17 protein-coding genes are annotated in these 22473 nt (G+C 66.7%); 14 read left to right on the top strand and 3 right to left on the bottom strand.

Annotated elements, in window-relative coordinates; genetic code table 11:
- Nucleotides 1–43: 43 nt before the first annotated feature.
- From K5658_RS14715 to K5658_RS14705, 3 genes are all read left to right on the top strand, one after another.
- On the top strand, nt 44–286 hold the full coding sequence (locus K5658_RS14715) for a hypothetical protein (RefSeq protein WP_221063866.1): 243 nt from the start codon (nt 44–46) through the stop codon (nt 284–286).
- A gap of 500 nt (nt 287–786) precedes the next feature.
- Nucleotides 787–2394 carry a SulP family inorganic anion transporter gene (locus K5658_RS14710; protein WP_221063865.1) on the top strand — a complete coding sequence of 536 codons (1608 nt, stop codon included), beginning with the start codon at nt 787–789 and terminating at the stop codon, nt 2392–2394.
- Nucleotides 2395–2500: 106 nt separating this feature from the next.
- On the top strand, nt 2501–3139 hold the full coding sequence (locus K5658_RS14705; RefSeq protein ID WP_221063864.1) for a carbonic anhydrase: 639 nt from the start codon (nt 2501–2503) through the stop codon (nt 3137–3139).
- A 229-nt stretch (nt 3140–3368) separates the two neighbouring features.
- On the opposite strand, the gene K5658_RS14700 is transcribed toward K5658_RS14705, so the two are convergent.
- The 3 genes from K5658_RS14700 to K5658_RS14690 form a co-directional block, all read right to left on the bottom strand.
- On the bottom strand, nt 3369–3995 hold the full coding sequence (locus K5658_RS14700; protein WP_221063863.1) for a hypothetical protein: 627 nt from the start codon (nt 3993–3995) through the stop codon (nt 3369–3371).
- Between the two features lie 124 nt (nt 3996–4119).
- On the bottom strand, nt 4120–7227 hold the full coding sequence (locus tag K5658_RS14695) for a hybrid sensor histidine kinase/response regulator (RefSeq protein WP_221063862.1): 3108 nt from the start codon (nt 7225–7227) through the stop codon (nt 4120–4122).
- A gap of 265 nt (nt 7228–7492) precedes the next feature.
- Complete coding sequence (locus K5658_RS14690; RefSeq protein WP_221063861.1) at nt 7493–9298, bottom strand: response regulator; 1806 nt, start codon at nt 9296–9298, stop codon at nt 7493–7495.
- Nucleotides 9299–10141: 843 nt separating this feature from the next.
- Between K5658_RS14690 and K5658_RS14685 the strand changes: the two genes are divergently transcribed.
- The 11 genes from K5658_RS14685 (at nt 10142) to K5658_RS14635 (ending at nt 22372) form a co-directional block, all read left to right on the top strand.
- The gene (locus K5658_RS14685; RefSeq protein ID WP_221063860.1) at nt 10142–11368 is read left to right on the top strand and encodes an HDOD domain-containing protein; all 1227 of its coding nucleotides are present in this window, start codon (nt 10142–10144) and stop codon (nt 11366–11368) included.
- A gap of 271 nt (nt 11369–11639) precedes the next feature.
- Nucleotides 11640–12296, top strand: coding sequence for a cytochrome c3 family protein (locus tag K5658_RS14680; protein WP_221063859.1), 657 nt, complete (start codon nt 11640–11642; stop codon nt 12294–12296).
- The gene (locus K5658_RS14675) at nt 12293–15244 is read left to right on the top strand and encodes a 4Fe-4S dicluster domain-containing protein (RefSeq protein WP_221063858.1); all 2952 of its coding nucleotides are present in this window, start codon (nt 12293–12295) and stop codon (nt 15242–15244) included. The genes K5658_RS14680 and K5658_RS14675 overlap by 4 nt, the downstream gene beginning before the upstream one ends.
- Nucleotides 15231–16586 carry an NrfD/PsrC family molybdoenzyme membrane anchor subunit gene (nrfD, locus tag K5658_RS14670; protein WP_221063857.1) on the top strand — a complete coding sequence of 452 codons (1356 nt, stop codon included), beginning with the start codon at nt 15231–15233 and terminating at the stop codon, nt 16584–16586. Before K5658_RS14675 ends, nrfD begins: the two co-directional genes overlap by 14 nt.
- A complete protein-coding gene (locus K5658_RS14665; protein ID WP_221063856.1) occupies nt 16583–17107 on the top strand; it encodes a DUF3341 domain-containing protein in 525 nt (174 codons plus the stop codon). Before nrfD ends, K5658_RS14665 begins: the two co-directional genes overlap by 4 nt.
- Complete coding sequence (locus K5658_RS14660; protein WP_221063855.1) at nt 17094–17630, top strand: c-type cytochrome; 537 nt, start codon at nt 17094–17096, stop codon at nt 17628–17630. Before K5658_RS14665 ends, K5658_RS14660 begins: the two co-directional genes overlap by 14 nt.
- Entirely contained in the window at nt 17627–18760 is a 1134-nt protein-coding gene (locus K5658_RS14655; protein WP_221063854.1) for a hypothetical protein, read from the top strand. Before K5658_RS14660 ends, K5658_RS14655 begins: the two co-directional genes overlap by 4 nt.
- The gene (locus K5658_RS14650) at nt 18753–19130 is read left to right on the top strand and encodes a hypothetical protein (RefSeq protein ID WP_221063853.1); all 378 of its coding nucleotides are present in this window, start codon (nt 18753–18755) and stop codon (nt 19128–19130) included. The genes K5658_RS14655 and K5658_RS14650 overlap by 8 nt, the downstream gene beginning before the upstream one ends.
- Nucleotides 19127–19807 carry a cytochrome c oxidase subunit II gene (locus tag K5658_RS14645; protein WP_221063852.1) on the top strand — a complete coding sequence of 227 codons (681 nt, stop codon included), beginning with the start codon at nt 19127–19129 and terminating at the stop codon, nt 19805–19807. Before K5658_RS14650 ends, K5658_RS14645 begins: the two co-directional genes overlap by 4 nt.
- A complete protein-coding gene (ctaD, locus tag K5658_RS14640; protein ID WP_221063851.1) occupies nt 19804–21435 on the top strand; it encodes a cytochrome c oxidase subunit I in 1632 nt (543 codons plus the stop codon). Before K5658_RS14645 ends, ctaD begins: the two co-directional genes overlap by 4 nt.
- Nucleotides 21401–22372, top strand: a complete 972-nt coding sequence (locus K5658_RS14635; RefSeq protein ID WP_221063850.1) for a cytochrome c oxidase subunit 3 — start codon at nt 21401–21403, stop codon at nt 22370–22372. The genes ctaD and K5658_RS14635 overlap by 35 nt, the downstream gene beginning before the upstream one ends.
- Nucleotides 22373–22473 lie beyond the last annotated feature (101 nt).

Below are 22473 nucleotides of genomic sequence, written 5' to 3'. Positions count from 1 at the left end.
ACGGGGCCGCTTCGCTACCATCACAGCCCGCGAGGTTATTGCCATGCTCACACCATCGATAGACACCTGGATCAGGCGCAGCCTGAGAGCCCTCACTCTTTGGGGATATGGTTGGAAGCGCAGGAAGCAGCGCGATAGCGTTTCCTACCGTATCGAATGGCAAGACCCCTGCACCGGCCAATGGCATGGCGAGAAGAACGCGGTGCGGCTGCTGAAATCCCACGTTCTGGCCGATTACAACCAAGCGGCCCGCCGCCGTTCCCGCGATTACCACACTTATTTCTAGGCTTTATTGATCCAGGCCCGGTTCCGCTTGAGGCGAGGTTCGCCATTTTTTCAAATGGCGAACCGGCTGGCCCCGGTTGTTTGAACCGGGCTTAAGCCGGGATCGATGGATGCCCTCCCGTATTTCCCGCCCGCCGGAGGTGGCTTCAAAACAGCCGCGTTTGGCGGGTTTTCCCAACGGCTTCGACGCTTGTCGCAGACGGCGGTTCGACCCCGCCATAACAGGCCGATCCCCAGTCCGGCCTTGATCGTCCCGCCTCCTTCCATGGACGCCGTCCATCCCTCCTATCGTTCCACATCCACCACCCAGTGGAACCCCATCCCCCGTTACGGTTCAAATAACCCGTTGCGGTTTAAAAAAGCCAATGGTACGGTTTATTTAAACCTAAGCTGTTGCGCCGCCCTCTACAGTCTGGTTTAATAGTTTCGTATCGAAACTATTGGGCGACCCGTAACGCCCGAACCCATCCCCGGCATCGTGCCATCCAGGAGGACAACCCCATGATCCGTAGGCAGATTTCTTATTATTGGCGACATCTTGGCCGGGATATTCCGGCCGGGATCGTGGTGTTCCTGGTCGCGCTGCCCCTGTGCTTGGGGATCGCGCTGGCCTCGGGTGCGCCCTTGTTATCGGGCGTCGTGGCCGGCGTGGTCGGGGGCTTGATCGTGACCTGGGCCAGCGGTTCGCAGCTGAGCGTGTCGGGACCGGCGGCGGGGCTGACGGTGATCGTGGCCCAAGGCATCGACCACCTGGGCGGTTTTCCCGCCTTCCTGGTGGCGGTGGCGCTGGCGGGGCTGCTGCAATTGGCGCTGGGCTTCCTGCGGGCCGGGATGATCGGGGCTTATTTCCCGTCCTCGGTCATCAAGGGGATGCTGTCCGCCATCGGCTTGATCCTCATCATGAAGCAATTGCCCCATGCCGTGGGTTATGGCGCGGACCTCTCGGGCGAGGAGACCTATATCCCCCAGACGCCCGGCGGCACCCTTGACGAAATCTTCCTCGCCTTCGACGCCATTTCCCCCGGCGCGGCCTTGGTCAGCCTGGGGGCGCTCGCCATCATGGTGTTGTGGGAAACCCGCTGGTTCAAGCCGCTGGCCTGGATACCCGGCCCGCTGGTCGCGGTGGCCTTCGGCGTGGCGTTCAACCTGCTGAGCCAGGACACGGCTTTCGCCATCGCCGAGGTCCACCGGGTGGCCTTGCCGGATTTGCAGGGCTTGGGCGATTTCGCCGGGCATTTGGTGTTCCCGGATTTCGCCCAGCTCGCCAACCCGGCGGTGTACACCATGGCGGCCACCATCGCCGTCATCGCCAGCCTGGAAACCCTGTTGAGCCTGGAAGCCGTGGACAAGCTCGATCCCTTGCGCCGGATCGCCCCCACCGACCGCGAATTGAAGGCGCAGGGCTTGGGCAACCTCGTCAGCGGCCTGTTGGGCGGTTTGCCGATGACCGCCGTGATCGTGCGGAGCTCGGCCAATGTCAACGCGGGCGGCCGGACCAAGCTGTCCTGCTTCGTCCATGGCCTGTTGCTGCTGTTCAGCGTGGGATTCCTGTCGCGCTACCTGAATTACGTGCCCTTGGCGGCCCTGGCGGCGATCCTGTTGCTGACCGGCTATAAGCTGGCCAAACCCGGCTTGGTGGTGGAGATGTACCGCAAGGGCACCGATCAATTCGTGCCCTACGCCGTCACCGTGGCGGCGATCCTGACCACCGATCTGCTCAAGGGCATCATGGTCGGCATCGCCTGTGGGTTGTTCTATGTGATCCGGGCCAATTTCCAGGCGGCGCTGAGCCTGACCCGCAACGGCGATCATTACCTGCTGCGCCTGCGCAAGGACGTGTCCTTCCTCAACAAGGCGCTGCTGCGGGAAGCCCTGGGCCGGGTCGAGGCCGGGGGCGATGTGCTGATCGATGGCACCCACGCCGATTTCATCGACCACGACGTGCTGGAAACCCTGCGCGATTTCCTCAAGGCCGCGCCGGACGATGGCATCACGGTGGAATTGCGGAATGTCCGGGGCTTGCGGGCCGGGGACGCGCCGGAGTCCAAGCCGGTCCCGCTCCGGCGGCGCGCCGGGCACGCCGCCGCCGTCCTTCCGCTGCCGCATTGACGGTTCCGGGACCGGCGCGGGGGTGTGTCCTGGCCGTTTACCCCCTCGCGGCGGGATGTGGGTTCCCGCGCCGGTTCCGCCTTTTACAGCCATCCGGGGAGATACCATGCAACCCTTCGAAAGACTCCTGTTGGAAAACCGCGCCTGGGCCGGGGAAAAAAGCGCCAAGGAGCCGGGTTATTTCGAGCATCTGGCGGGCGGGCAGCGGCCCGAGTTCCTGTGGATCGGCTGCGCCGACAGCCGGGTGCCCGCCGAGATCATCGTCAACGCCCAGCCGGGCGAGATGTTCGTCCACCGCAATATCGCCAACCAGGTCATCACCACCGATTTCAGCAGCCTGGGCGTGTTGCAATACGCCGTGGATGTGCTGGAGGTCGGGCATATCATCGTCTGCGGCCACTACAACTGCGGCGGCATCCGGGCGGCTTTGAAGCGGCAGAACCCGGCCCTGCCCATCCTCAACAAATGGCTGAAGCACATCAAGGATGTCTACCGCCTGCACCAGGCCGAACTCGAAGCCCTGCCCGGCGAGGAGGAACGCGCCCACCGGCTGGTGGAATTGAACGTCGTCGAGCAGGTGTACAACCTCGCCCATACCTCGCTGGTGCAGCAGGCCTGGAAGCGCAAGCGCCGTCCCACCCTGCATGGTTGGGTCTACGGTTTGGGCGACGGGATCATTTCGCCGCTCATCAGCCTGCCGCCGGGCAGCCTGGTGAATCCGATCTACGAATACGCCGAGGCCTAGGCGGGAGGTGGGCGATGGGAATAACGACGATATTGGCCGCGGGGGGGCTGGTGGTGGTGTTCATCGTCCTGGTGTTGATCCATTCCGCAGAGGTGGATCGCCGCGGGCCAAGGCGATGATCCCCGGACGGCGGGCTGGGAAACCCACCCCGCCGTCCGGGCCGGGTCCGTGGCTTGGATCGCCAAAAGGCGGATAACCCCGTTCCTACGGCCTACAACCCACGGACGGCCTAGCCGGCCAAGGCGGGCATGGCTTCCTGCGCCGCCGCCTGGGCGTCGCGGCGGGACTTGTAGAAGGCGATGGCCGCTTCCCCGACCAGCTTGGACACGGCGCTGGCGCTCAGCCCGGACGCCGGGATCGCCGCCACCGGCACCCAATCCAGCGCGTTGACCAGCAAGGGCATCGCGGCGGACGCGCCCGAGGCCGCCACCACCGCCATCATTTCCCCGACCCGTGCCTGGTCGTCGATGTCCTGGCCGTAGAGCAGGGCGATTTCCAGGATCAGATACAGGTTCATGCGGGCCATCATCGACGCCCCGCCCACGAAGCCGGCCAGTTTCAGGATGTTCCCCGCGCCGGGGAACAACTGCGGCAGGTGCAGGAGGGCGCCGCCCACCAGGGACAGCGAGCATTGGGCCAGGATCAGGCGGCGGGCCAGTTGTTCGGTGCTTTCGTCCGGGTAAAGGGATTGCACGCGCTGTACCACGCGGCGGATCTCGCCCTTTCTGAGCCGCAGGAAGAAGTAGAAGAACTGGTCGGTCGCCACGCCCTGCGGCTTTTTTTTGAGGGCGACGGCGCGGCGGCGCGTGGGTTGTTCGGTCGCGGGCGGGTCTTGCTTGAGGGAGGTGCGCGGCATGGTGGAGGGTCTCCTAGTCTCGGGTCATGGATGGCGAATGTTAGCACCAAGCCCAGGCCGTGAGTCACCGCCGCTTTCCCGCGTCCTGGCGTAGCACGGTCTCGTTTGCGATCCGGGGCGGCGGTCAGCGTGCCAGCAAGGCGCGCAGGGCTTCCAGGGCGGGTTGATAGTCGTAGTTGCCGACCAGCCGTTCGATTTCCTCGATGCCGGGACCGTAGGCCGCGCGCAATACCGGGCCGGCCTCCCGCAGCGCCGTCCCGGCCTGGATATCGTCGTCGGCGAGCAGGGCTTCCAGGCGTTGGGCGGCGGCCAGGGCTTGGGTGGGATCGATGGGGTGGGCCGCTTCGGCCAGGCTGGGCAAGGCGCGGACCTGGGCCGCGAGTTGGGCCAGTTCCCGCTCGCACTCGGCGATGCGCTCCCCGGCTTGGCCGGGGTCCGAGGGTTCGAGGAGGTCGCGGTTGATCTCGCTGGCGAGGCGGTGCAGCCGGGTCGCGCCCAGCGTGCCCGCCGCGCCCTTGAGGCTATGGGCCAGCCGCTCCGCCCCGGCCCGGTCGCCCGCGCCCAACCGCTCGCGCAGGAGCGCCATGTCCTCGGCGTGGTGCTCCAGGAACATCCGCAAGAGCCGCAGGTAGCGTTCCGGCTTGCCGCCGCTCCTCCGGCACCCGGTCTCGATATCGAGACCGGCGATCTGGACCGGGAACGGCAGGCTGCGCAGCGCCAGCGGTCCGGGGATGGTGGGCGGGGCGGGCCGCCTCAGCCATTTTTCCAGGGTGGCGAACAAGAGTTCCGGGTCCACCGGCTTGGCGACATAATCGTTCATCCCGGCTTCCAGGCAGCGCTGGCGGTCCTCGCTGAAGGCGTTGGCGGTCATGGCGAGGATGGGCACTTGCTGGCGGTCCGGCAGGGCGCGGATGGCGCGGGTGGCCTCCAGTCCGTCCATCACCGGCATCTGCACGTCCATGAAGATCAGGGCGTAGTCCTGGCGTCCCGCCTTGTCCAGCGCCTCGGCCCCGTTTTCCGCCACATCGACCACCAGTCCGGCTTCCCGCAGCAGTTCCAGGGCCACATCGCGGTTGATGGGGTTGTCCTCGCAGAGCAGCACCCGCGCCCCCTTGGGCAGCAGGCTGGGGGCGGGGGCGTGGGGCGGGGCGGGGGCGTGGGGTTCGCCGCCCAGGATGCGCATCAGGCTGTTATGCAGGGCCGAGGGCGTGACCGGCTTGTCCAGTACCGCGTCGAATCCGGCCCCGCCCGCCAGTTCCTTGAGCCCCGGTTCGTCGTAGGCGGTGACTAGCAGCCGGACGGGCGGGTGCGACAAGGCCAGGCCGCGCAGGCAGCGGGCGGTTTCGATCCCGTCCAGCCCCGGCATCCGCCAATCCAGGACCACCAGGTCGAAGGGTGCCCCGGCCTGGTCGGCCCGTTGCAATAGGTCCAGCGCCAGCGCGCCGTTGCCGGTGGTTTCGGCGCGGAAGCCCAACGTCGCCAGCAATTCGGCCAGCACCAGCCGGGCTTCCGGCAGGTCGTCGGCCACCAGCACGCTCAGCCCCGTGGCATAGGGCCGGGGCACGGCGGCGGCCGGGAGGTCGGATTTTTCCAGCCGCGCGGTGAGCCAGAAGGTGCTGCCCAGGCCGGGTTCGCTGGCGACGCCGACGCTCCCGCCCATCATTTCCGCCAGCCGCCGGGTGATGGCGAGTCCCAGCCCGGTGCCGCCGTGGCGGCGGGTGGTGCCGGCGTCGGCCTGCTCGAAGGCCTGGAACAGGCGTCCGGCGATCTCCGGGGCGATGCCGATGCCGGTGTCGCGCACCTCGCAGTGGATCAGGGCGTCCTGGACGGTTTCCTCCAGCAGGTGGGCGTGCAGGACGATGGTGCCCTGGTCGGTGAATTTCACCGCGTTGCCGGCGTAGTTGAGCAGGGCCTGGGTCAGCCGGGTGGGGTCGCCCCGGAAACCCCGGCACAGCCTGGGGTCGATATCGACCACCAGGTTCAGCCCCTTGGCGCGGGCGTTCTCCAGGACCAGGGCGGCGACCCGGCCCAGGATCGGCTCGAACTCGAAATCGGTGGCGTCCAGGTTGAACTTCCCGGCCTCGATCTTGGAGAAATCCAGGATGGCGTTGATGACCGCGAGCAGGTGGCGGGCCGATTCGGAAATCTTGCGTAGCTTGTCGCGCTGGTCCGGGCCCTGGGCGCCGTTCTGGAGCAGGTGGGTGAGCCCGACGATGGCGTTCATCGGGGTGCGTAGCTCGTGGCTCATATTGGCGAGGAAGGCGCTCTTGGACTGGCTGGCCTGTTCGGCGGCCTGTTTGGCGCGCAGGAGGGCTTCCTCGGCGGCGTGGCGTTCGCTGATGTCGGTCACGAAGGCGATGAAGCCGCCCAGCCCTGGGGCGGTTTCCCGGTAGTACAGCTTGACCTCGACCGGGATCGGATGGCCGTCCTTGTGGAGGTTGACCGACTCGAAATGGCCGTAGCCGCGTTCCTGGATGGGCCGGACCCGTTCCGGGAAGCCTTCCCCGGCGAGGTTGGGATCGATATCCGGCATCCTCATCCCCAGCAGTTCCCCGCGGCTATAGCCCAGCATGGCGCAGGCCGCGTCGTTGACGTAGAGGAGGCGGCCCTCGGCGTCGGCCCAGCGGATGGCGATGCCGATCCGGTCCATGGCGAACTGGGTTTCGCTCAGGCGTTGGTTGCTGGCTTCGAGGGCCGCCGTGCGCTCGCGCACCTGGGCTTCGAGGCCCAGCTTGAGCGCGTGCAGTTCGCGGAGGGTGTGGTGGGTGCGGAGGGCGGCGTGGACCGCGAGGAACACCCGGTCGGTGGCCAGCTCCGGCTTGAGTTGGTAGCCATGGATGCCGTGGTCGCGCACGGTCTGGCGTCCGGGGACGTAGTCGGCTTGGCCGGTGAGCAGTACGACCTGTAGGGTGTGGTTGCCGAGGCCTTGGCGGATGTGGCGCAGGAGGTCCAGTCCGGCCGGTTCGGTGTCTTGCGCGATGTCGAGCAGGAGCAGGGCGGTGTCGGGATGTTGGGCGAGGAGGGTGGGCGCCGCCGCCGGGGAGTCGGCGTCCAGCAGTTCGAGCCGCCGTTCCTCGACCCGCTCCCCGCCGAGCGTCCGGCGCAGCGCGGCGTGGATGTCCGGGTCGGCGTCCACCAAGAGGATTTTCCACGTCGGTTCCGGCGACTCCAAGGCGGGGCGCGGGGTCGGCCCGGGCACGAACCATGGGGCGAAGTCGTCCGGTTCCGTCATAGGGAATCTCCTTTGGCAAACACTGGTTCAGGCCGGGTCCGCCGGTGCGGACTGCACCGCCGGGGAGGCACTGGGCCTGTGCGGGCCGGACCCATGCCCTGGTTTGGGCCTGTGGCGAGGAATGGACGAAAGCTGGCGGAGGGAGTTTCGTGTGCCATTGTGCCCGCGTCTTATCATGGTAATCGATAATCGGCCGGTCGTGTCGGTATGAGCGTTTTTAGCGGTATTTTGGACAGATTTGCCGGGGATGGGGTCCGGGCCGCGCTCAGGGGGCGGGCGGGGGGCTTTTGTGGCCGCGTTCCAGCCATTTGAGCAGGGTGGCGAACAACATGCCGGGGTCCACCGGCTTGGCGATGAAGTCGTCCATGCCGGCCGCGAAGCAGGCGCTACGGTCTTCCTGGAAGGCGTTGGCGGTCAGGGCCACGATGGGGACGTCCTGGAAACCGGGCTGCCGGCGGATATGGCGGGTGGTTTCCAGGCCGTCCATTTCCGGCATCTGCATGTCCATCAGGATCAGGGCGTAGCCGCCTTGCGCCAGCAGCCGCAACGCTTCCCTGCCGTTCGCGGCCAGGTCGGCGGAGAGGCCGGTTTCCTCCAGCAGCATCAGGGCCACTTCCTGGCTGATGATATCGTCCTCGACCAGCAGGATGCGGGTGCCCCGGTGGTCGCGCCGGAGCCGGGCTTCCGGGGGGACGGCCGCCTGGGGCGGGGCGGGGTGGCCCTTGCGTAGCCGCGCCGTGAACCAGAACAGGTTGCCGCCGTCCGGGGCGCTCCCGGACCCGGCCCCGCCGCCCATCCGCTCCGCCAGCCGCCGGGCGATGGCGAGCCGCCGTTCATGGGGGGTGGCGGGGCCGCTGTCGGCGACCTCGAAGCGGATCAGGCAATCCCCGGCGGTTTCCCCCGCCATCCGGGCCGAAAGCGTGACATGGCCGCGTTCGGTGGACTCGATGGCGTTGTCCAGGTAGTGCGTTAACGCTTGGCCGAGCCGGGGGGCGTCGCCTTCGAGTTGGCGCGGCACCTGGGCCAGGTTGACCCGCAGCGAAAGTCCCTTGGCCTGGGCGCGGGTGCCGAGCCCGTCCAGGGTGGCGCGGATCAGTTCGCTGAGGTTGAACGGGGCCGCCACCGGTGCCGTTCCCTCCGCTTCGATGGCGGCGAGGCCGAGCCAATCCCCGGCCAGGCGCAACGCATGCCGGGCCAGGGCTTCGATCCGGTCGAGCGGCTCGGCCTGGCGTTCGGCCACGCCTTCCCGCCGCAGCCGTTCGACCCAGCCCAGCAGGCTGTTCAGCGGGGCCTGGATTTCCTGGCCGGCCTGGGCGAGGAGGGCGCTCTTGGCCTGGCTGTCGGCTTCCGCCGCCGCCCGCGCCCGTGCCAGCCGGTCCAGGGCTTGGCGGCGGCGCAGGATGGCCTGGAGTTCGTCCCCGAGCCGGCGTAGGCGGGTTTGGTCGGCTTCGTCGTAATCGTCCGGCTTGTGGCCCACACGCAGCAGCAGGCGGGTTTGGCCGTCCTCGATGACCGGCGCTTCCAGTTGATGCGGGGGTGTGGTGGGGTTCCAGGCCGGGTCGGTGCCGGAATCCTGGGGATATAGCGCGATGGTTTCGTGGTCGCCCCCGCCCAGGCGGGCATAGCCGACCGCGCTGCCGGTGGCGCGGGCCGCGATGGCGAGGCCCAGTTCCAGGATGTCCCGCTCCGGCAAATCCTCGGCCCGGCGGTCCAGGTCGCGCAGGTCTTGGAGCCAGGGTTCGTCCGCCGGTGCCGGGCCGGCCAGGGCATGGCGCTCGATGGCGCGCTCGATGGCGGCGCTCAGCCAGGCGGGGTCCTGCGCGTCCCCGCGAGCTTCGACGGCGACCCTGACCAGCGGGTAGGGGGACGTTTCCGTGCCGTCCGCCGCCGTGGTGGGCCCGAGCAATACGCAATCGGGCGGGGTGCCGCGGCTGAGGGCCAGTCCCCCGCTCCAGGTTTCGGCTTCGGCGATCTGGTAGGGGTGTGGGCCTTGGCGCAGGCGGCGGCCCAGTTCGGCGCGGCGGTCCGGGTCGGCGTCGATGATCAGGATCGACCGGGGAGCGATGCTCATGGTCGGGTCTCGTGTCGGCGGTGTGGCATGGTTATTCATCCAGGAGCGCGGTTTTGCGCGGTATAGGGCTTGGAAGATACCAGATGGCCCCAGCGTAAAAAATAGCAGGGTCAGCGGTCTTCCGAGGGCGGGCCTGTGGTTTACCGGGCGGCCCGGTTTGTCGTTATCCGGTATGGGGTGTCCGGGCAGTGGGCGGATGCGGGGTGATACCTGTCTCTTTGTGGAGGTCGATGCCCGCTCGGCGGCATTATTTCCGCTAAAACCGATCCGCCGGGATGTTCCATGGGTGTGCCGGTTTATCGGGGCCGGGCGGGAGGTATCGCTTGGGTTCCGCTATCCATGCAACGGGCGGGTCTGGTGGAGCCGCGCCGATGGCTTGCCATTGGGATGGGGGGTGGGTTTGGAAGCCCCGGCTGGGCGTTGCCTTGTTCTGGGTCGATAGCTCGATGGCGTCCCGCGCTCTAAAGCGTTGGGCCGCCCGGACGCGGGCGGGTGTCGACCGATGCCGCGAGGCTTGGCCGCTTCCAGGCCCGGCTTGGGCTGCGGGGTCGAGGGCTGGACTATGCTTGCGGAGCGGGGTTCCCCGGTGGGGGAGACCGGCGGAAGTGGGCCGGCCCGTCCATGCCGGGGGCGGTGGCCTGGATGGATCGGATTATAAATTTTGCCAAATTGGTCTAATATTATTTAAAAAAACACAAAACTTTAATGCACCATCGAGGAAATACAATGCGGTTGATCTCACGCATAAAAAGCCGGTGGTCGGAATCCCTACTGAGTTGGTCGGAAAGCGTCGGATTGGGAGCGGAGGAATCGGCCAGGATGGGAAAGCCGGGATCCGAGTCCATGCCCATCACCCTGCCCATGCTCAGGCGGTTGTTCCCGATCCGCCATCTCGCCGAGGATGAGCTGGCCGCCTTCCAGGCCGGGCGCGAGGCCGAATTTTACGAGGCCGGCCGGGTCTTGTGCCGGATCGGTGATCCCAACCGGGCGTTGTGGTACCTGCTGGAGGGCCGGGTGCGCGTCACCCCCAAGACCGGGCCGGCCTACGAACTGGGGACGGACGATGTGAAGGCCAATTTCCCGCTGTGCGCCAACCGCGAGGAAGGCGTCACGGCGACCGCCCTGACGCCGGTGTGGATGCTGCGGGTTTCCCCGTCCCTCATGGCCCATAGCGCCCTGCGCAAGCCCAGGGAATGGGGGGTCGATCCCAAGCTGCCCGTCGGGCTGCGCGGCAATCCGTTGCTCCGGGCGCTGCGCGATGTCTATCCGCGCCGACATTTGAGCCTCCCGGTCCAGCCCCAGGTTCTGGCCTGCCTGCAAGCCGCCGTGGGTCGCCAGGCCGAGGCCCCGGAAATCGCCGCCATCGCCCTGACCGATCCCGCCATCGCCGCCAAGCTGGTCGCCGTCGCCAACAGTCCTTTGTTCTTCGCCGCCGATGGCGCTTTCTTGAATGGGCGGGAAGCGGTCGAACGCCTAGGGCCGAAGGCCATCCGCGTGCTATTGGCCGCCTTGTACCGCCCGGAGCCGGAGAGCGGGGCCGATCCGTTGCTGGTCCGCCTGCGCCAGCGCTGGTGGCGCGATAGCCTCCACCGCTCGGCCCTGTGCTGGGAGTTGGCGGCCCAATGTCCCGGCATCGACCGGGAACGGGCGGCTTTGGCGGGTTTGCTCTCCACTGTCGGCGGCGGTGTCTGCCTGGACCTGGTGGCCCAGGTTTCCCGCGAGTTGTGGCAGGAAGACGATATCGCCCTGGTTTCGCGCTGGGTTGGCGGGACGCTCGGGGCGTTCCTGCTGGAACGCTGGAACCTCCCCAAGGAATGGACCGTCCTGCCGCTGCGGGCCAGCGAATGGACCCGGCCCCAAAGGGACGGGGCCCTGGCCCTGGCCGATCTGGTGGCGCTGGCCCATTGGCTGGCCGCCACCGAATCCGGCGAGGACTGGGAGTTGCCCAGCCTCGATGCCTTGCCGGCCTATGCCAAGTTCAGGGTGGCGGCGTCCGGGAAAAGCCTGTCCGCCGTGCAGGACCAAGCCCGGCAGCGGGCAGAGGCCGCGCTCGGGATGCTGGGGGCGTAGGCATTTTTGCGTATGGTCCGTGCCCGCCGATGATGGGAGCATATCGCCGCAAGGGCAAGGAAGCGCAAAGGATGCGTCGAAGGGCACGGGGATAGCCAATGGAAGCCGAGGCCGACCTGGGAAACCGGGTCGGCCTTTTTGCTGGCACGCGGACCGGCCCGGTCCGCGGCGGAATGCGCCCGTCCATCCATCGGCCAGGAGTTCCGGGAGGTTTGGGCGGTCCTAGCCTAGCCAAGGAATCGGCACCCCCCACAGTCAAGGAAGACTTAGCGTGGCTCAGATTTTCCATCCTAGGGCGGATGCCTACGCCCGGATCATCCTCGGCACCGTGTTGGCGTTGGTGCTGTTGGGGGCGTCCGTGGGGCTGGCCTGGGTCCGTTCCCCCTATGCGACCGGCGTCGGGGCCATCCCCAGGCAGCCGGTGCCATTCAGCCATAAGCACCATGTCGGCGGTCTGGGGCTGGATTGCCGCTATTGCCACGCCTCGGTCGAGCGGGCCGCGTCCGCCGGGATGCCCGCCACCGAAACCTGTATGACCTGCCATTCCCAGGTGTGGACCCAGGCCGCGATGTTGGCCCCGGTCCGCGATAGTTGGCGCACCGGCCAGCCCTTGCGCTGGACCAGGGTCTACGACCTGCCCGATTTCGTCTATTTCAACCACAGCGCCCATATCGTCCACGGCGTGGGCTGCACCACCTGCCACGGGCCGGTGGGCGAAATGCCCTTGCTGCGCCAGGAACATAGCCTGCTCATGTCCTGGTGCCTGGATTGCCACCGGGAACCTTCACGCCAACTCCGTCCCCGCGCCGCCGTATTCGATCCCGCTTGGCGTCCGGTGGGCGATCCGGCCAGCGCCGGTCCGGCCCTGGCCCGTGATTATCGGGTGCGCGGGGTGGGCCTGACCGATTGCTATACCTGCCACCGATGAAGACCACGGCGCCCTATCAACCCCTTCCGGCCGGGCCGGACTTGTGGCGCGGCCTGGAAGGGCAGGGCGCGGCGTTTTTGGACTTCGCCGAACGTGGTTTTCCCGATGCGGCGGCGTTGTGGGACCAGCCGGTGCGGCGTCGCCGGATGCTGGAACTGATGGGCGCTTCGTTGTTGCTGGGCGGCCTCGCGGGCTGTGGCCGACCGCCCCGCGAGGAAATCGTGCCCTATGTCCGCGAACCCGAGCGCGAGGTGCCGGGCCGGCCCCGCTATTACGCCACCGCCCTGAGCCATGCGGGCTATGCCCAGGGCGTGCTGGTGGAAAGCCACGCGGGCCGTCCGACCAAGGTGGAAGGCAATCCGGCCCATCCGGCCAGCCTGGGCGCGACCGATATCTTCGCCCAGGCGGCGGTGTGGGGGCTGTACGATCCCGACCGCTCGGCCTCGGTCCTGCGGCGCGGCCGGCCCGCGTCGTTCCAGGATTTCGCGGCGGACTGGGCGGCGCGTTCGGTCCGGCGCGGTGCCGGGCTGTATCTGCTCACCGAAACCGTGACCTCGCCGACCTTGGCCGGACAGATCGACGCTTGGTTGAGCGCCTACCCGGAAGCCCGCTGGGTCCAATACGAAACCGTGGGCCGCGATAATCCGGCGGCGGGGACGCGGCTGGCGTTCGGGCGCGAGGCCGACACGCTCTACCGTTTCGAGCGGGCCAAGGTGGTGGTGTCGCTGGACGGCGATTTCCTGACCGGAACGCCCGCCCGTACCCGTTATGGGCATGATTTCATCGCGGCACGCCGGGCCGGGATCGGGACCGGCCAGCGGCCCCGGCTCTATGCGCTGGAATCCTGTCCCAACCTGGTCGGCGCGATGGCGGACCGGCGCTGGCCGTTGCGGGTGGGACAGATGGAAGCGGTGGCCCGCGATCTGGCGTGGCGTCTGGGGCTGGCCGGAATCGCGGGCGCTGGCGGCGCTCCGCTGCCCGCCGCCGCGTTGGACACCCTGGTGCGCGAACTGCAAGCCCATCCCGGAGCCGGGATCGTCGTCGCGGGCGACCATCTGCCGCCCACGGTCCATGCCTTGGCCGAGGCCATCAATGCGCGGCTGGGCAATATCGGCGGCACCGTGTCGCATATCGAGCCGGTGGCGGCGCGTGCTGGCGGGGTCGGTTTGGCCCAGCTGGTGGACGAGATGCGCGGCGGGCGGGTGCAAGCCTTGTTCATCCTGGGCGCGAATCCGGTGTATAGCGCCCCGGTCGATCTGGAATTCGCGGCGGCCTTGGCGCAAGTGCCGTTCCGGGTCCACCACGGACTTTACCGCGACGAAACCGCCGCCCTGTGCGATTGGCACCTCCCGGCCACCCACGAACTGGAAAGCTGGACCGATACCCGCGCCTACGATGGCACGGTGTCGCTGGTGCAGCCCTTGATCGCGCCTTTGTACGGCGGGCATTCGGCCCATGAATTGATGGGCCTGTTGTCGGGACGGCCCGGCCTTGCCGATTACGAGGCGGTGCGCGGCCATTGGCGCGACCGCCAGGCCGGTCCGGATTTCGAGGATTTTTGGCGCGGCGCGTTGCGGGCGGGCGTGGTGCCCGCTACCGCGTCGGCGGTGTTGGATTTGGCGTTGCGCCCCGATTTCACGGACGACTTGGCACCGCCCAGCATCCCACCCGCCGGGCTGGAAATCCGCTTCCGGCCCGATCCCCATCTTTACGACGGGCGCTACGCCAACAACGGCTGGCTCCAGGAATTGCCGCGCCCGCTGACCAAGCTGGTCTGGGAAAACGCCGCCCTGCTCGGTCCCGGCACGGCGGAGCGCTTGCGCTTGGTGAGCGGCGACCGGGTGGAGTTGGTTTATCAAGGCCGCCGGGTGGCAATCCCGGTCTGGGTGGTGCCCGGCCACGCCGAGGATGGGGTCACGCTGGAACTGGGCTATGGCCGGGAGCGGGCCGGGGCGCTGGGCGATGGGACCGGGGTTTCGGCCTATCGGTTGCGGACCCGCGCTTCCCCCGCTTTCGATGCGGGCTTGGAACTGCGTCCGGCGGCACGCGCTGGCGGGTGGGAGGGCTTGGGCTTGGGGCAGGATGGGAAACCCGCCACCACCCAGCATCATGGCGATCTGGAAGGCCGCGATTTGGTGTGGGTGGTCCGGGCGGATGCCGGGTCCGCCATGCCGTCCCGGCCCGCCGCGGCCTCCGCTTCGCTGTTTCCCCCTTACCGCTACGACGGCCATGCCTGGGCCATGGTGATCGACCTCGACGCCTGCATCGGCTGCAACGCCTGCGCGATGGCCTGCCAAGCCGAGAACAACGTTCCCATCGTCGGCAAGGACGAAGTCCGGCGCGGGCGGGAAATGCATTGGCTCAGGATCGACCGCTATTATGCCGGCCCGCCCGCCCATCCCAAGACCTATTTCCAACCCGTGCCCTGTATGCACTGCGAGCAAGCGCCTTGCGAGCCGGTGTGCCCGGTGCAGGCGTCGATCCATGATTCCGAAGGGCTGAACAACCAAGTGTATAACCGCTGCGTGGGGACGCGGTTCTGCCAATCGAACTGCCCGTACAAGGTGCGGCGCTTCAATTTTTTTGGCTATGCGGCCCGCGAGGCAACCCACGAGGGCGCACCGATCACCGCCGCTTTGCGCAATCCCGATGTGACCGTCAGGAGCCGGGGCGTGATGGAGAAATGCACCTACTGCGTGCAGCGGATCAACCAAGCCCGTATCCAGGCCGGCTTGGAAGACCGCGACATCCGCGAGGGCGAGATCGTGACCGCCTGCCAGCAAGCCTGTCCGACCCAGGCCATCGTGTTCGGCGATTTGAACCGGCCCGATAGCGCGGTGAACGCCTGGAAACGCGATCCCCGCCATTATGTCCTACTGGAGGAATTGGGAACGCGGCCCCGCACGACCTATCTGGCGCGGGTGGAGGTGGACGATGCCGTCCCTTGATCGGGGTGAACCCTGGCTGGCCCCGGACCAAACCGACACCCGCCTCAGCCAGGAACTCGGCGATCTCGCGACCCGGCCCACGCCGCGCGGCTGGTGGTGGGGTTTCGGTGGGTCGTCCTTGGGGGCTTTACTGCTGTTCGGGACGGCCTTGGCCTTGTTCGTGGCCGGGGTGGGCTTGTGGGGCATCAATACCTCGGTGGTCTGGGGGTTCGATATCACCAACTATGTCTGGTGGATCGGCATCGGCAACGCGGGCACCTTGATTTCGGCCATGCTCTATCTCGCCCGCCAGCCTTGGCGGGCTTCGATCAACCGTTTCGCCGAGGCCATGACCCTGTTCGCGGCGCTGATCGCCGGGTTGTTTCCCATCATGCACATGGGACGGCCTTATCTGTTCTACTGGCTGGCCCCGTATCCCAGTGTCATGGGCGTCTGGCCGCAATTCCGCAGTCCCTTGGTCTGGGACATGTTCGCCATCCTGATTTATATCCTGGTGTCCAGCCTGTTCTGGTACACCGGCCTGATTCCCGATTTCGCCACCCTGCGCGACCGCGCCCAGGGCCGTTGGCAAGCCTGGGTCTATGGTGTGCTGGCCTTGGGTTGGCGCGGGTCGGCCCGGCATTGGCAGCGCTACGAGCAGGCTTATACGGTCATGGCGGCGCTGGCCGTGCCTTTGGTGGTGTCGGTGCATAGCGTGGTCGGCTACGACTTCTCGACCTCGGTCATGCCGGGTTGGCGCTCGACCTTGTTCGCGCCGTTCTTCGTGGTGGGGGCGATGTTTTCGGGTTTCGCCATGGTGATCCTGATTACCTTGATCCTGCGGGCGGCGTTCGGGCTGTACGCCTTCATCACCGCCCGCCATTTGGAGGCGATGGCCAAGATCGTCCTGGCCGCGTCCCTGCTGATGGGCTACGCCTACGCCATGGAGGTTTTCATCCCTTGGTACACCGGCAACCCGGACGATGGGCGGGCGGTCGCGCATAACGCCACCGGACCCTACGCCCCGGCGTATTGGGGGATGTGGCTGTGCAATGTGGGGGTGCCGCAGGTGCTTTGGTGGCGGGAGGCGCGGCGCAATATCGCGGTGCTGGCCTGGGTCGCGGTGTTGGTCTGTGTCGGCATGTGGTTGGAGCGCTATGTCATCGTGGTGAGTGGCTTGAGCCAGGGCTTCCTGCCCAGCCAGTTCCGGCTGTACTTCCCGACCTTCTGGGATTGGAGCGCTTGGCTGGGGAGCCTCGGTTTCTTCCTGTGGCTGTTCTTCCTGTTCGCCCGCTTCGTGCCCATGGTGCCGATCCACGAACTGCGGCGGCTGGCCCACGAGCAAAAATCGGAGGCTTCGTGAGGGTCGCCTTGATGGCCGAATTCGCCGATGCCGGGCAACTGCTGGACGCGGCCTATGCCGCCCGCGCCGCTGGTTATCGGCGCTTGGAGGCTTATGCGCCGTTCGCCGTCCCAGGGCTGGACGAGGCTTTGCGCCTGCCCGCCACCCTGGTTCCGGCGTTCATGCTGGTGTTCGGCATCTTGGGCGCGATCTTGGGATTTGCGCTGCAAGTGTATTTGGCTGCGGTGGATTACCCGCTCAACGCCGGGGGACGGCCTGATCTGAGTTGGCCGCCGTTCGGCTTGCTGGCCTTCGAGTTCGCGGTATTGGGCGCGGCGCTGGCGGGGTTCGTGGGGATGCTGGCTTTGAATGGCTTGCCGCGCTTGCACCATCCGGTGTTCGGGGTGGCGGATTTCGGGCGGGCCAGCCAGGATCGGTTTTTCCTGGCGCTGGAACCAGGGGACGATACGGAAGCGGCGCGGCGGTTCCTGCTGGGCCTGGAACCCTTGGCGGTGTCGGAGGTGGCGGATGGCCTGGATTAGCCGCATTGGGTGGGCGATGGCCTGCGTCCTGCCGCTGGCCGCGTGCGAGCGCGATATGGAAGACCAAGCCAAATTCGAGCCTTACGAAGCCGCGCCCCTCTTTCCCAACGGGCAAGCGGCCCGGATGCCGGTCGAGGGCACGGTGCCGCACGACGATCCACCGGCGGAACCCGTCCAACCCCAGGTCACGCTGGCTGTGCTGGAGCGGGGCCGGGAGCGTTTCGATATCTATTGCGCGCCCTGTCATGGCCGGGTCGGCGATGGCGCGGGGATGATCGTGCAGCGCGGTTTTCCCCAGCCGCCTTCCTATCACGACCAGAGCTTGCGACAGGCACCCGACCGTTTTTACTTCGATGTGATCGGACAGGGTTTCGGGCGCATGTTTTCCTACGCCAACCGGGTCGCGCCGGAGGACCGTTGGGCCATCGTCGCCTATATCCGCGCCCTGCAACTGAGCCAGCACGCCACCTTGCGGGAGGTGCGGGAGGCCGGTTTGGAAAGCCGGTTGGGGGCGGCGCGATGAGTCCGGGTCGAAGCTTGGTCCTGGCCCGTCCGGTGCGCTGGCTACTGGCGGTGGGTGGTGTCGCCTTGCTGCTGTCGGGGTGGGTGCAATGGCCGGGGGCGTCCGGGGCGATGTTGCGGGCCTATCTGCCGGGGTGGCTGTTCTGGACCGGGATTCCCTTGGGTTCCTTGGCTTGGCTGATGATCCACGGGTTGACCGGCGGGGCGTGGGGCGGATTCTTGCGGCCGGCCTTGGCGGCGGCGGCGGAAGTCTTGCCGCTCAATGCGCTGCTCGGCCTGCCTTTGGTGTTCGGGTTGCCGGAGTTGTTTGCCTGGGCCGTGCCCGGTGGGTTGCCAGAGGGCATGGATGGTGGGCGGGCGGTATATCTGCGGCCTGGGATATTCCTGGCGCGGGAGGCGGTGTTATTTGGGCTTTGGCTGGGCTTGGTGGTTTGGCTGGGGCTGTGGCGGCGCGGACTGCCGATGGCGCTGCCGCCGGGGCGCTGCGCGGCCGGTTTGGTCCTCTATGGCTTGGGTATCACCGTCTACGCCATCGATTGGACGATGTCCTTGGAACCGGGCTGGGCTTCCGAGAACGTGGGTTTCCTGGCGGGGGCCGAGGCTTTGCTGGCGGGGCTGGCGTTCGGCACGCTGGCGATGTGTGGCGTCTCGATGCTGGGGCGCTGGCCGAGGCGGGCCATCGCGCCGCGCTTCCACGATCTCGGCGGTTTGCTGCTGGCCGTGCTGTTGGTGTGGAGCTATCTGGCTTTCGAGCAATACCTGACGCTGTGGTCGGAAAACCTGCCGGATAAGAACCTTTGGTATCTGCGGCGCGATGCCGGGGTTTGGCGGGCTTGGTCCTGGTCGATGGCGGGCGTCTATGCCGCCGTGCCGTTCTTCCTGTTGTTGTCCCGGCGTCTGAAGCGCGATCCGGGGCACTTGGCCTGGGCGGCGGGCTTGATCTTAGCGGGGAATCTCATGGACCAGTATTGGCTGGTGCTGCCGACCTTCTACACCGGACCGGAAGCCTTGGGCTGGGCGGGTTTATTGCCCTGGGCCGGTATCGGCGGGCTGTGGTTGGCGGCGTTCCTGTGGCGCTTGCCGTTCTATCTGTCCGACGCGGCGCGGGTGGAGGGGGGCATCGATGGCTGAAACCCAGACCCAAGCCCCGCGCCCGGAACCGGGCGAAGCCGATATCAACCCCAAGGCCGTGCTGGGCGTGTTCTTGGCGGTCTTGGTCATGCTCGCGGTGGTGGCTTGGGTGGCTTGGTGGTTGGTGGAATCGGTGGCGCGGGAGATGCCCGCCACGGGCGCGGTACCCCCGGTTCCGGTTCCAACCGCGCCGCCGCTGCAAATCGATCCCGCCGCCGACCTCGCCGTTTTACGGGCGCGGGAAGACCGGCTATTGCACAGCACCGAATGGATCGACCGGGAAGCGGGTATCGCCCGGATTCCCATCGAAACCGCTATGGCCTTGCTGGCGCGGCGCGCGGCGGAAACCACGGGCGGAGGTAGGCCATGAATGGAATGTGGATGCCGGGTTTGGGGGGCTTGCCCGAGGCCACGGCGCAGGCGGGCCGGGTCGATGCGTTGGCGTTCGGGCTGTTCTGGCTGAACGCTTTGATGGTGGTGACGCTGTTCGGCTTGGTCGTCGGTTTCGCCATTTATTATCGGCGCGGTGCCCAGGTGGACCGGACCGGGAAGGTGGCCGAGCGGAAGGTCGAAATCGCCTGGACCTTGGCGCTGTTGGGCGTGTTCCTCGGGATTTTCTTCTGGGCGGCGCGGCTGTATATCGAGGAGGAAGCCAGCCCGGCCTTGCCCGGTCTTTTGGAAATCCGGGGCGTCGGCAAGCAATGGATGTGGAAATTCCAGCATCCCGGCGGTCAGCGCGAAATCAACGAATTGCACCTCCCGCTGGGCCGGCCGGTCAAGCTGGTGTTGGCGACCCAGGATGTCATCCATAGCTTCTATGTGCCCGCGTTCAGGATCAAGCAGGACGTGGTGCCGGGGCGCTGGCTGGCCTTGTCGTTCACGCCGGGCCGGGTGGGGCGCTACCGCTTGTTCTGCGCCGAGTATTGCGGGCTGGACCATGCCCGGATGACGGGCGAGGTGGTGGTGTTGGAACCGGCGGATTACCGGGCCTGGCTGGAGGCGTCCGGGGATACCGGAGCCATGGTGGAGCGGGAGGTCCGGCCATGAGCGCGTTGGATACGGCTGCGCCCGCCGCCGAAGCGAATTACCTGAACCGCGATTACCGCCTGTGGTCTTGGCTCACCACTATCGATCATAAGCGCATCGCCTGGCTGTATCTGGTGTCCATCACCGGGTTCTTCTTCGCGGGCGGGGCGGCGGCGACCTTGATGCGCTTGGAATTGGCGACCGCGCCGGGCGATTGGGTCGAGGCCGAGACCTATAACCGGCTATTCAGCCTGCACGGCATCGCCATGGTGTGGTTCTTCCTGATCCCGTCGATTCCGGCCACCTTGGGCAATTTCCTGATCCCCTTGATGATCGGGGCGCGGGATTTGGCGTTTCCCCGGTTGAACCTCCTGAGTTGGTATCTGTATGTCATCGGCGGCGTGTCCACGCTCGCCATGGTGATCGCGGGCGGGGTGGATACCGGCTGGACCTTCTATGTGCCCTATAGCACCTTGTTTTCCGATACCCCTGTGGTGCTGGCGGTGGTCGGGGTGATCGTGGCGGGGTTTTCGTCGATCCTGACCGGGCTGAACTTCATCGTCACCATCCACAAAATGCGAGCACCGGGATTGACCTGGTTCCGCCTGCCCCTGTTCGTGTGGGCGCATTACGCCACCTCGATCATCATGGTGTTGGCGACGCCGATCCTCGCGGCCACCTTGCTTTTGATCGTGCTGGAGCGGGTGTTCGGACTGGGGATTTTCGATCCCCAAGCGGGGGGCGATCCGGTGCTGTTCCAGCATTTGTTCTGGTTCTATTCGCACCCGGCGGTGTACATCATGATCCTGCCGGGGATGGGCGTGGTCAGCGAGATCGTGGCTTGTTTCGCCAAGAAACCCATCTTCGGCTACCGGGGCATGGCCTTGGCCTTGCTCGCCATCGCCTTGGTGGGGTTTTTGGTGTGGGGGCATCATTTGTTCGTGGCGGGGCAATCGATCTACGCCAGCGTGGTGTTTTCGCTGCTGAGCTTCATCGTCGCCGTGCCTTCCGGCGTCAAGGTGTTCAACTGGACCGCGACCCTGCACCGGGGTACGGTGTCCTTCGATACGCCGATGCTGTACGCGCTGGGTTTCATCGGCCTGTTCACCATCGGCGGCTTGACCGGCGTGACTTTGGCGGCGCTGGCGGTGGACGCCCATGTCCACGATACCTATTTCGTGGTCGCCCATTTCCACTACATCATGGTGGGCGGCATGGTGTCGGCCTATTTCGGCGGGCTGCATTTCTGGTGGCCCAAGATGACCGGGCGCATGTATCCCGATCTCTGGGGCCGGGTCGCCGCCGTGATGTTGTTCCTGGGCTTCAACCTGACCTTCTTTCCGCAATTCATCCTGGGCTTCCAGGGGATGCCGCGGCGTTATCACAGCTATCCGCCGGAATTCGAGGCGCTGAACCAGCTGTCCACGGCGGGGGCGGCGGTGTTGGCTCTGGGGTATTTGCTGCCGCTGTTCTACCTGTCGTTTTCGCTGGTGTACGGACCCAAGGCCGGGGCCAATCCCTGGGGGGCCAAGGGTTTGGAATGGACCACGCCTTCGCCGCCCGGCGAATTCAATTTCGACCGGGTGCCGGTCGTGACCGAGGAGCCTTACGCCTATGCCACACCCGAGCGCAAGATCGAGCGCGGCTGAAACCCTGGAACCGCCGCTGCCGCAGTTCGATTCCCTGATCCAGCAGCGCCAGTCGGCGATCTTGGGCATGTGGGTGTTCCTGGCTTCGGAAATCCTGTTCTTCGGTGGCTTGTTCATGGCTTACGCGATGTACCGCGCCAGTTATCCCGAAGCCTTCGCCGCCGCGAGCGCCCGGCTGGACCTGGTGTGGGGCGGGATCAATACCGCGATCTTGCTGACCAGCAGCCTGACCATGACCTTGGCCGACGATGCGGTGTTGGCGGGTAAGCGGCGGGCGTTGCGGATTTGGTTGGCGGTCACGGCGGCGTTGGGCGCGGTGTTCTTGTGCATCAAGGCGGGCGAATGGCGCGGCGAATTCGCGGCGGGACTCGCGCCTTTGTTCGGGTGGGCGTTCGTGTTTCCAGGGGCGGACGCTGAACATGCGCGGCTGTTCTTCGCTTTTTATTTCGGGTTGACCGGGCTGCACGCGCTGCATTTGTTCATCGGCGTGGTGCTGGTGCTGGTGATGCTGGGGTTCGCCTACCGGAACGCGCCGCGCCTCGAATCCAAGATCGTGGTGGCGGGGCTGTATTGGCATCTGGTCGATGTGATTTGGGTGTTCGTGTTTCCCTTGCTGTATTTGGCGGGGGGCGGGCATGAGTGGGCGGATCGGGGTTTGGTTGGGGTTGCTGGCGTTGCTGGGGTGAATTGGGCCGGGGCGTTCCTGGGTTTGGGCGGGATGCGCCCGGTGTGGACGCTGCTGGTCGCCGTCATCCAGGCGGGCTTGATCGCGGTGTTCTACATGGCGATGCGCGAGGCCGGGCTGTTGCTGCGGATGGTGGCGGGGGCGGGATTGGTGTGGTTGGCGGTGATGCTGGGTTTGGTGGCGGGGATTATGGGACGCGGGGGAGGATGGGGTTTTGGGGCGGGAGGGGTGGTGCGGGATTGGAGGCGGTGAGGAAGTGTTCGCAGATTACCAGAAGGTTTGTAGTCCCGTAGAACGATACTCATCGATTGCTATTGGTAAGTTTGGCGCGGACGGGCAGAGTTACTCCCTTC

The sequence above is a fragment of the Methylomagnum ishizawai genome (assembly GCF_019670005.1).
GTDB classification, from domain to species: Bacteria; Pseudomonadota; Gammaproteobacteria; order Methylococcales; family Methylococcaceae; genus Methylomagnum; species Methylomagnum ishizawai.
The sequence above is the reverse complement of the archived record's forward strand: the minus strand, read 5'-3'. Positions and strand labels throughout refer to the sequence as shown.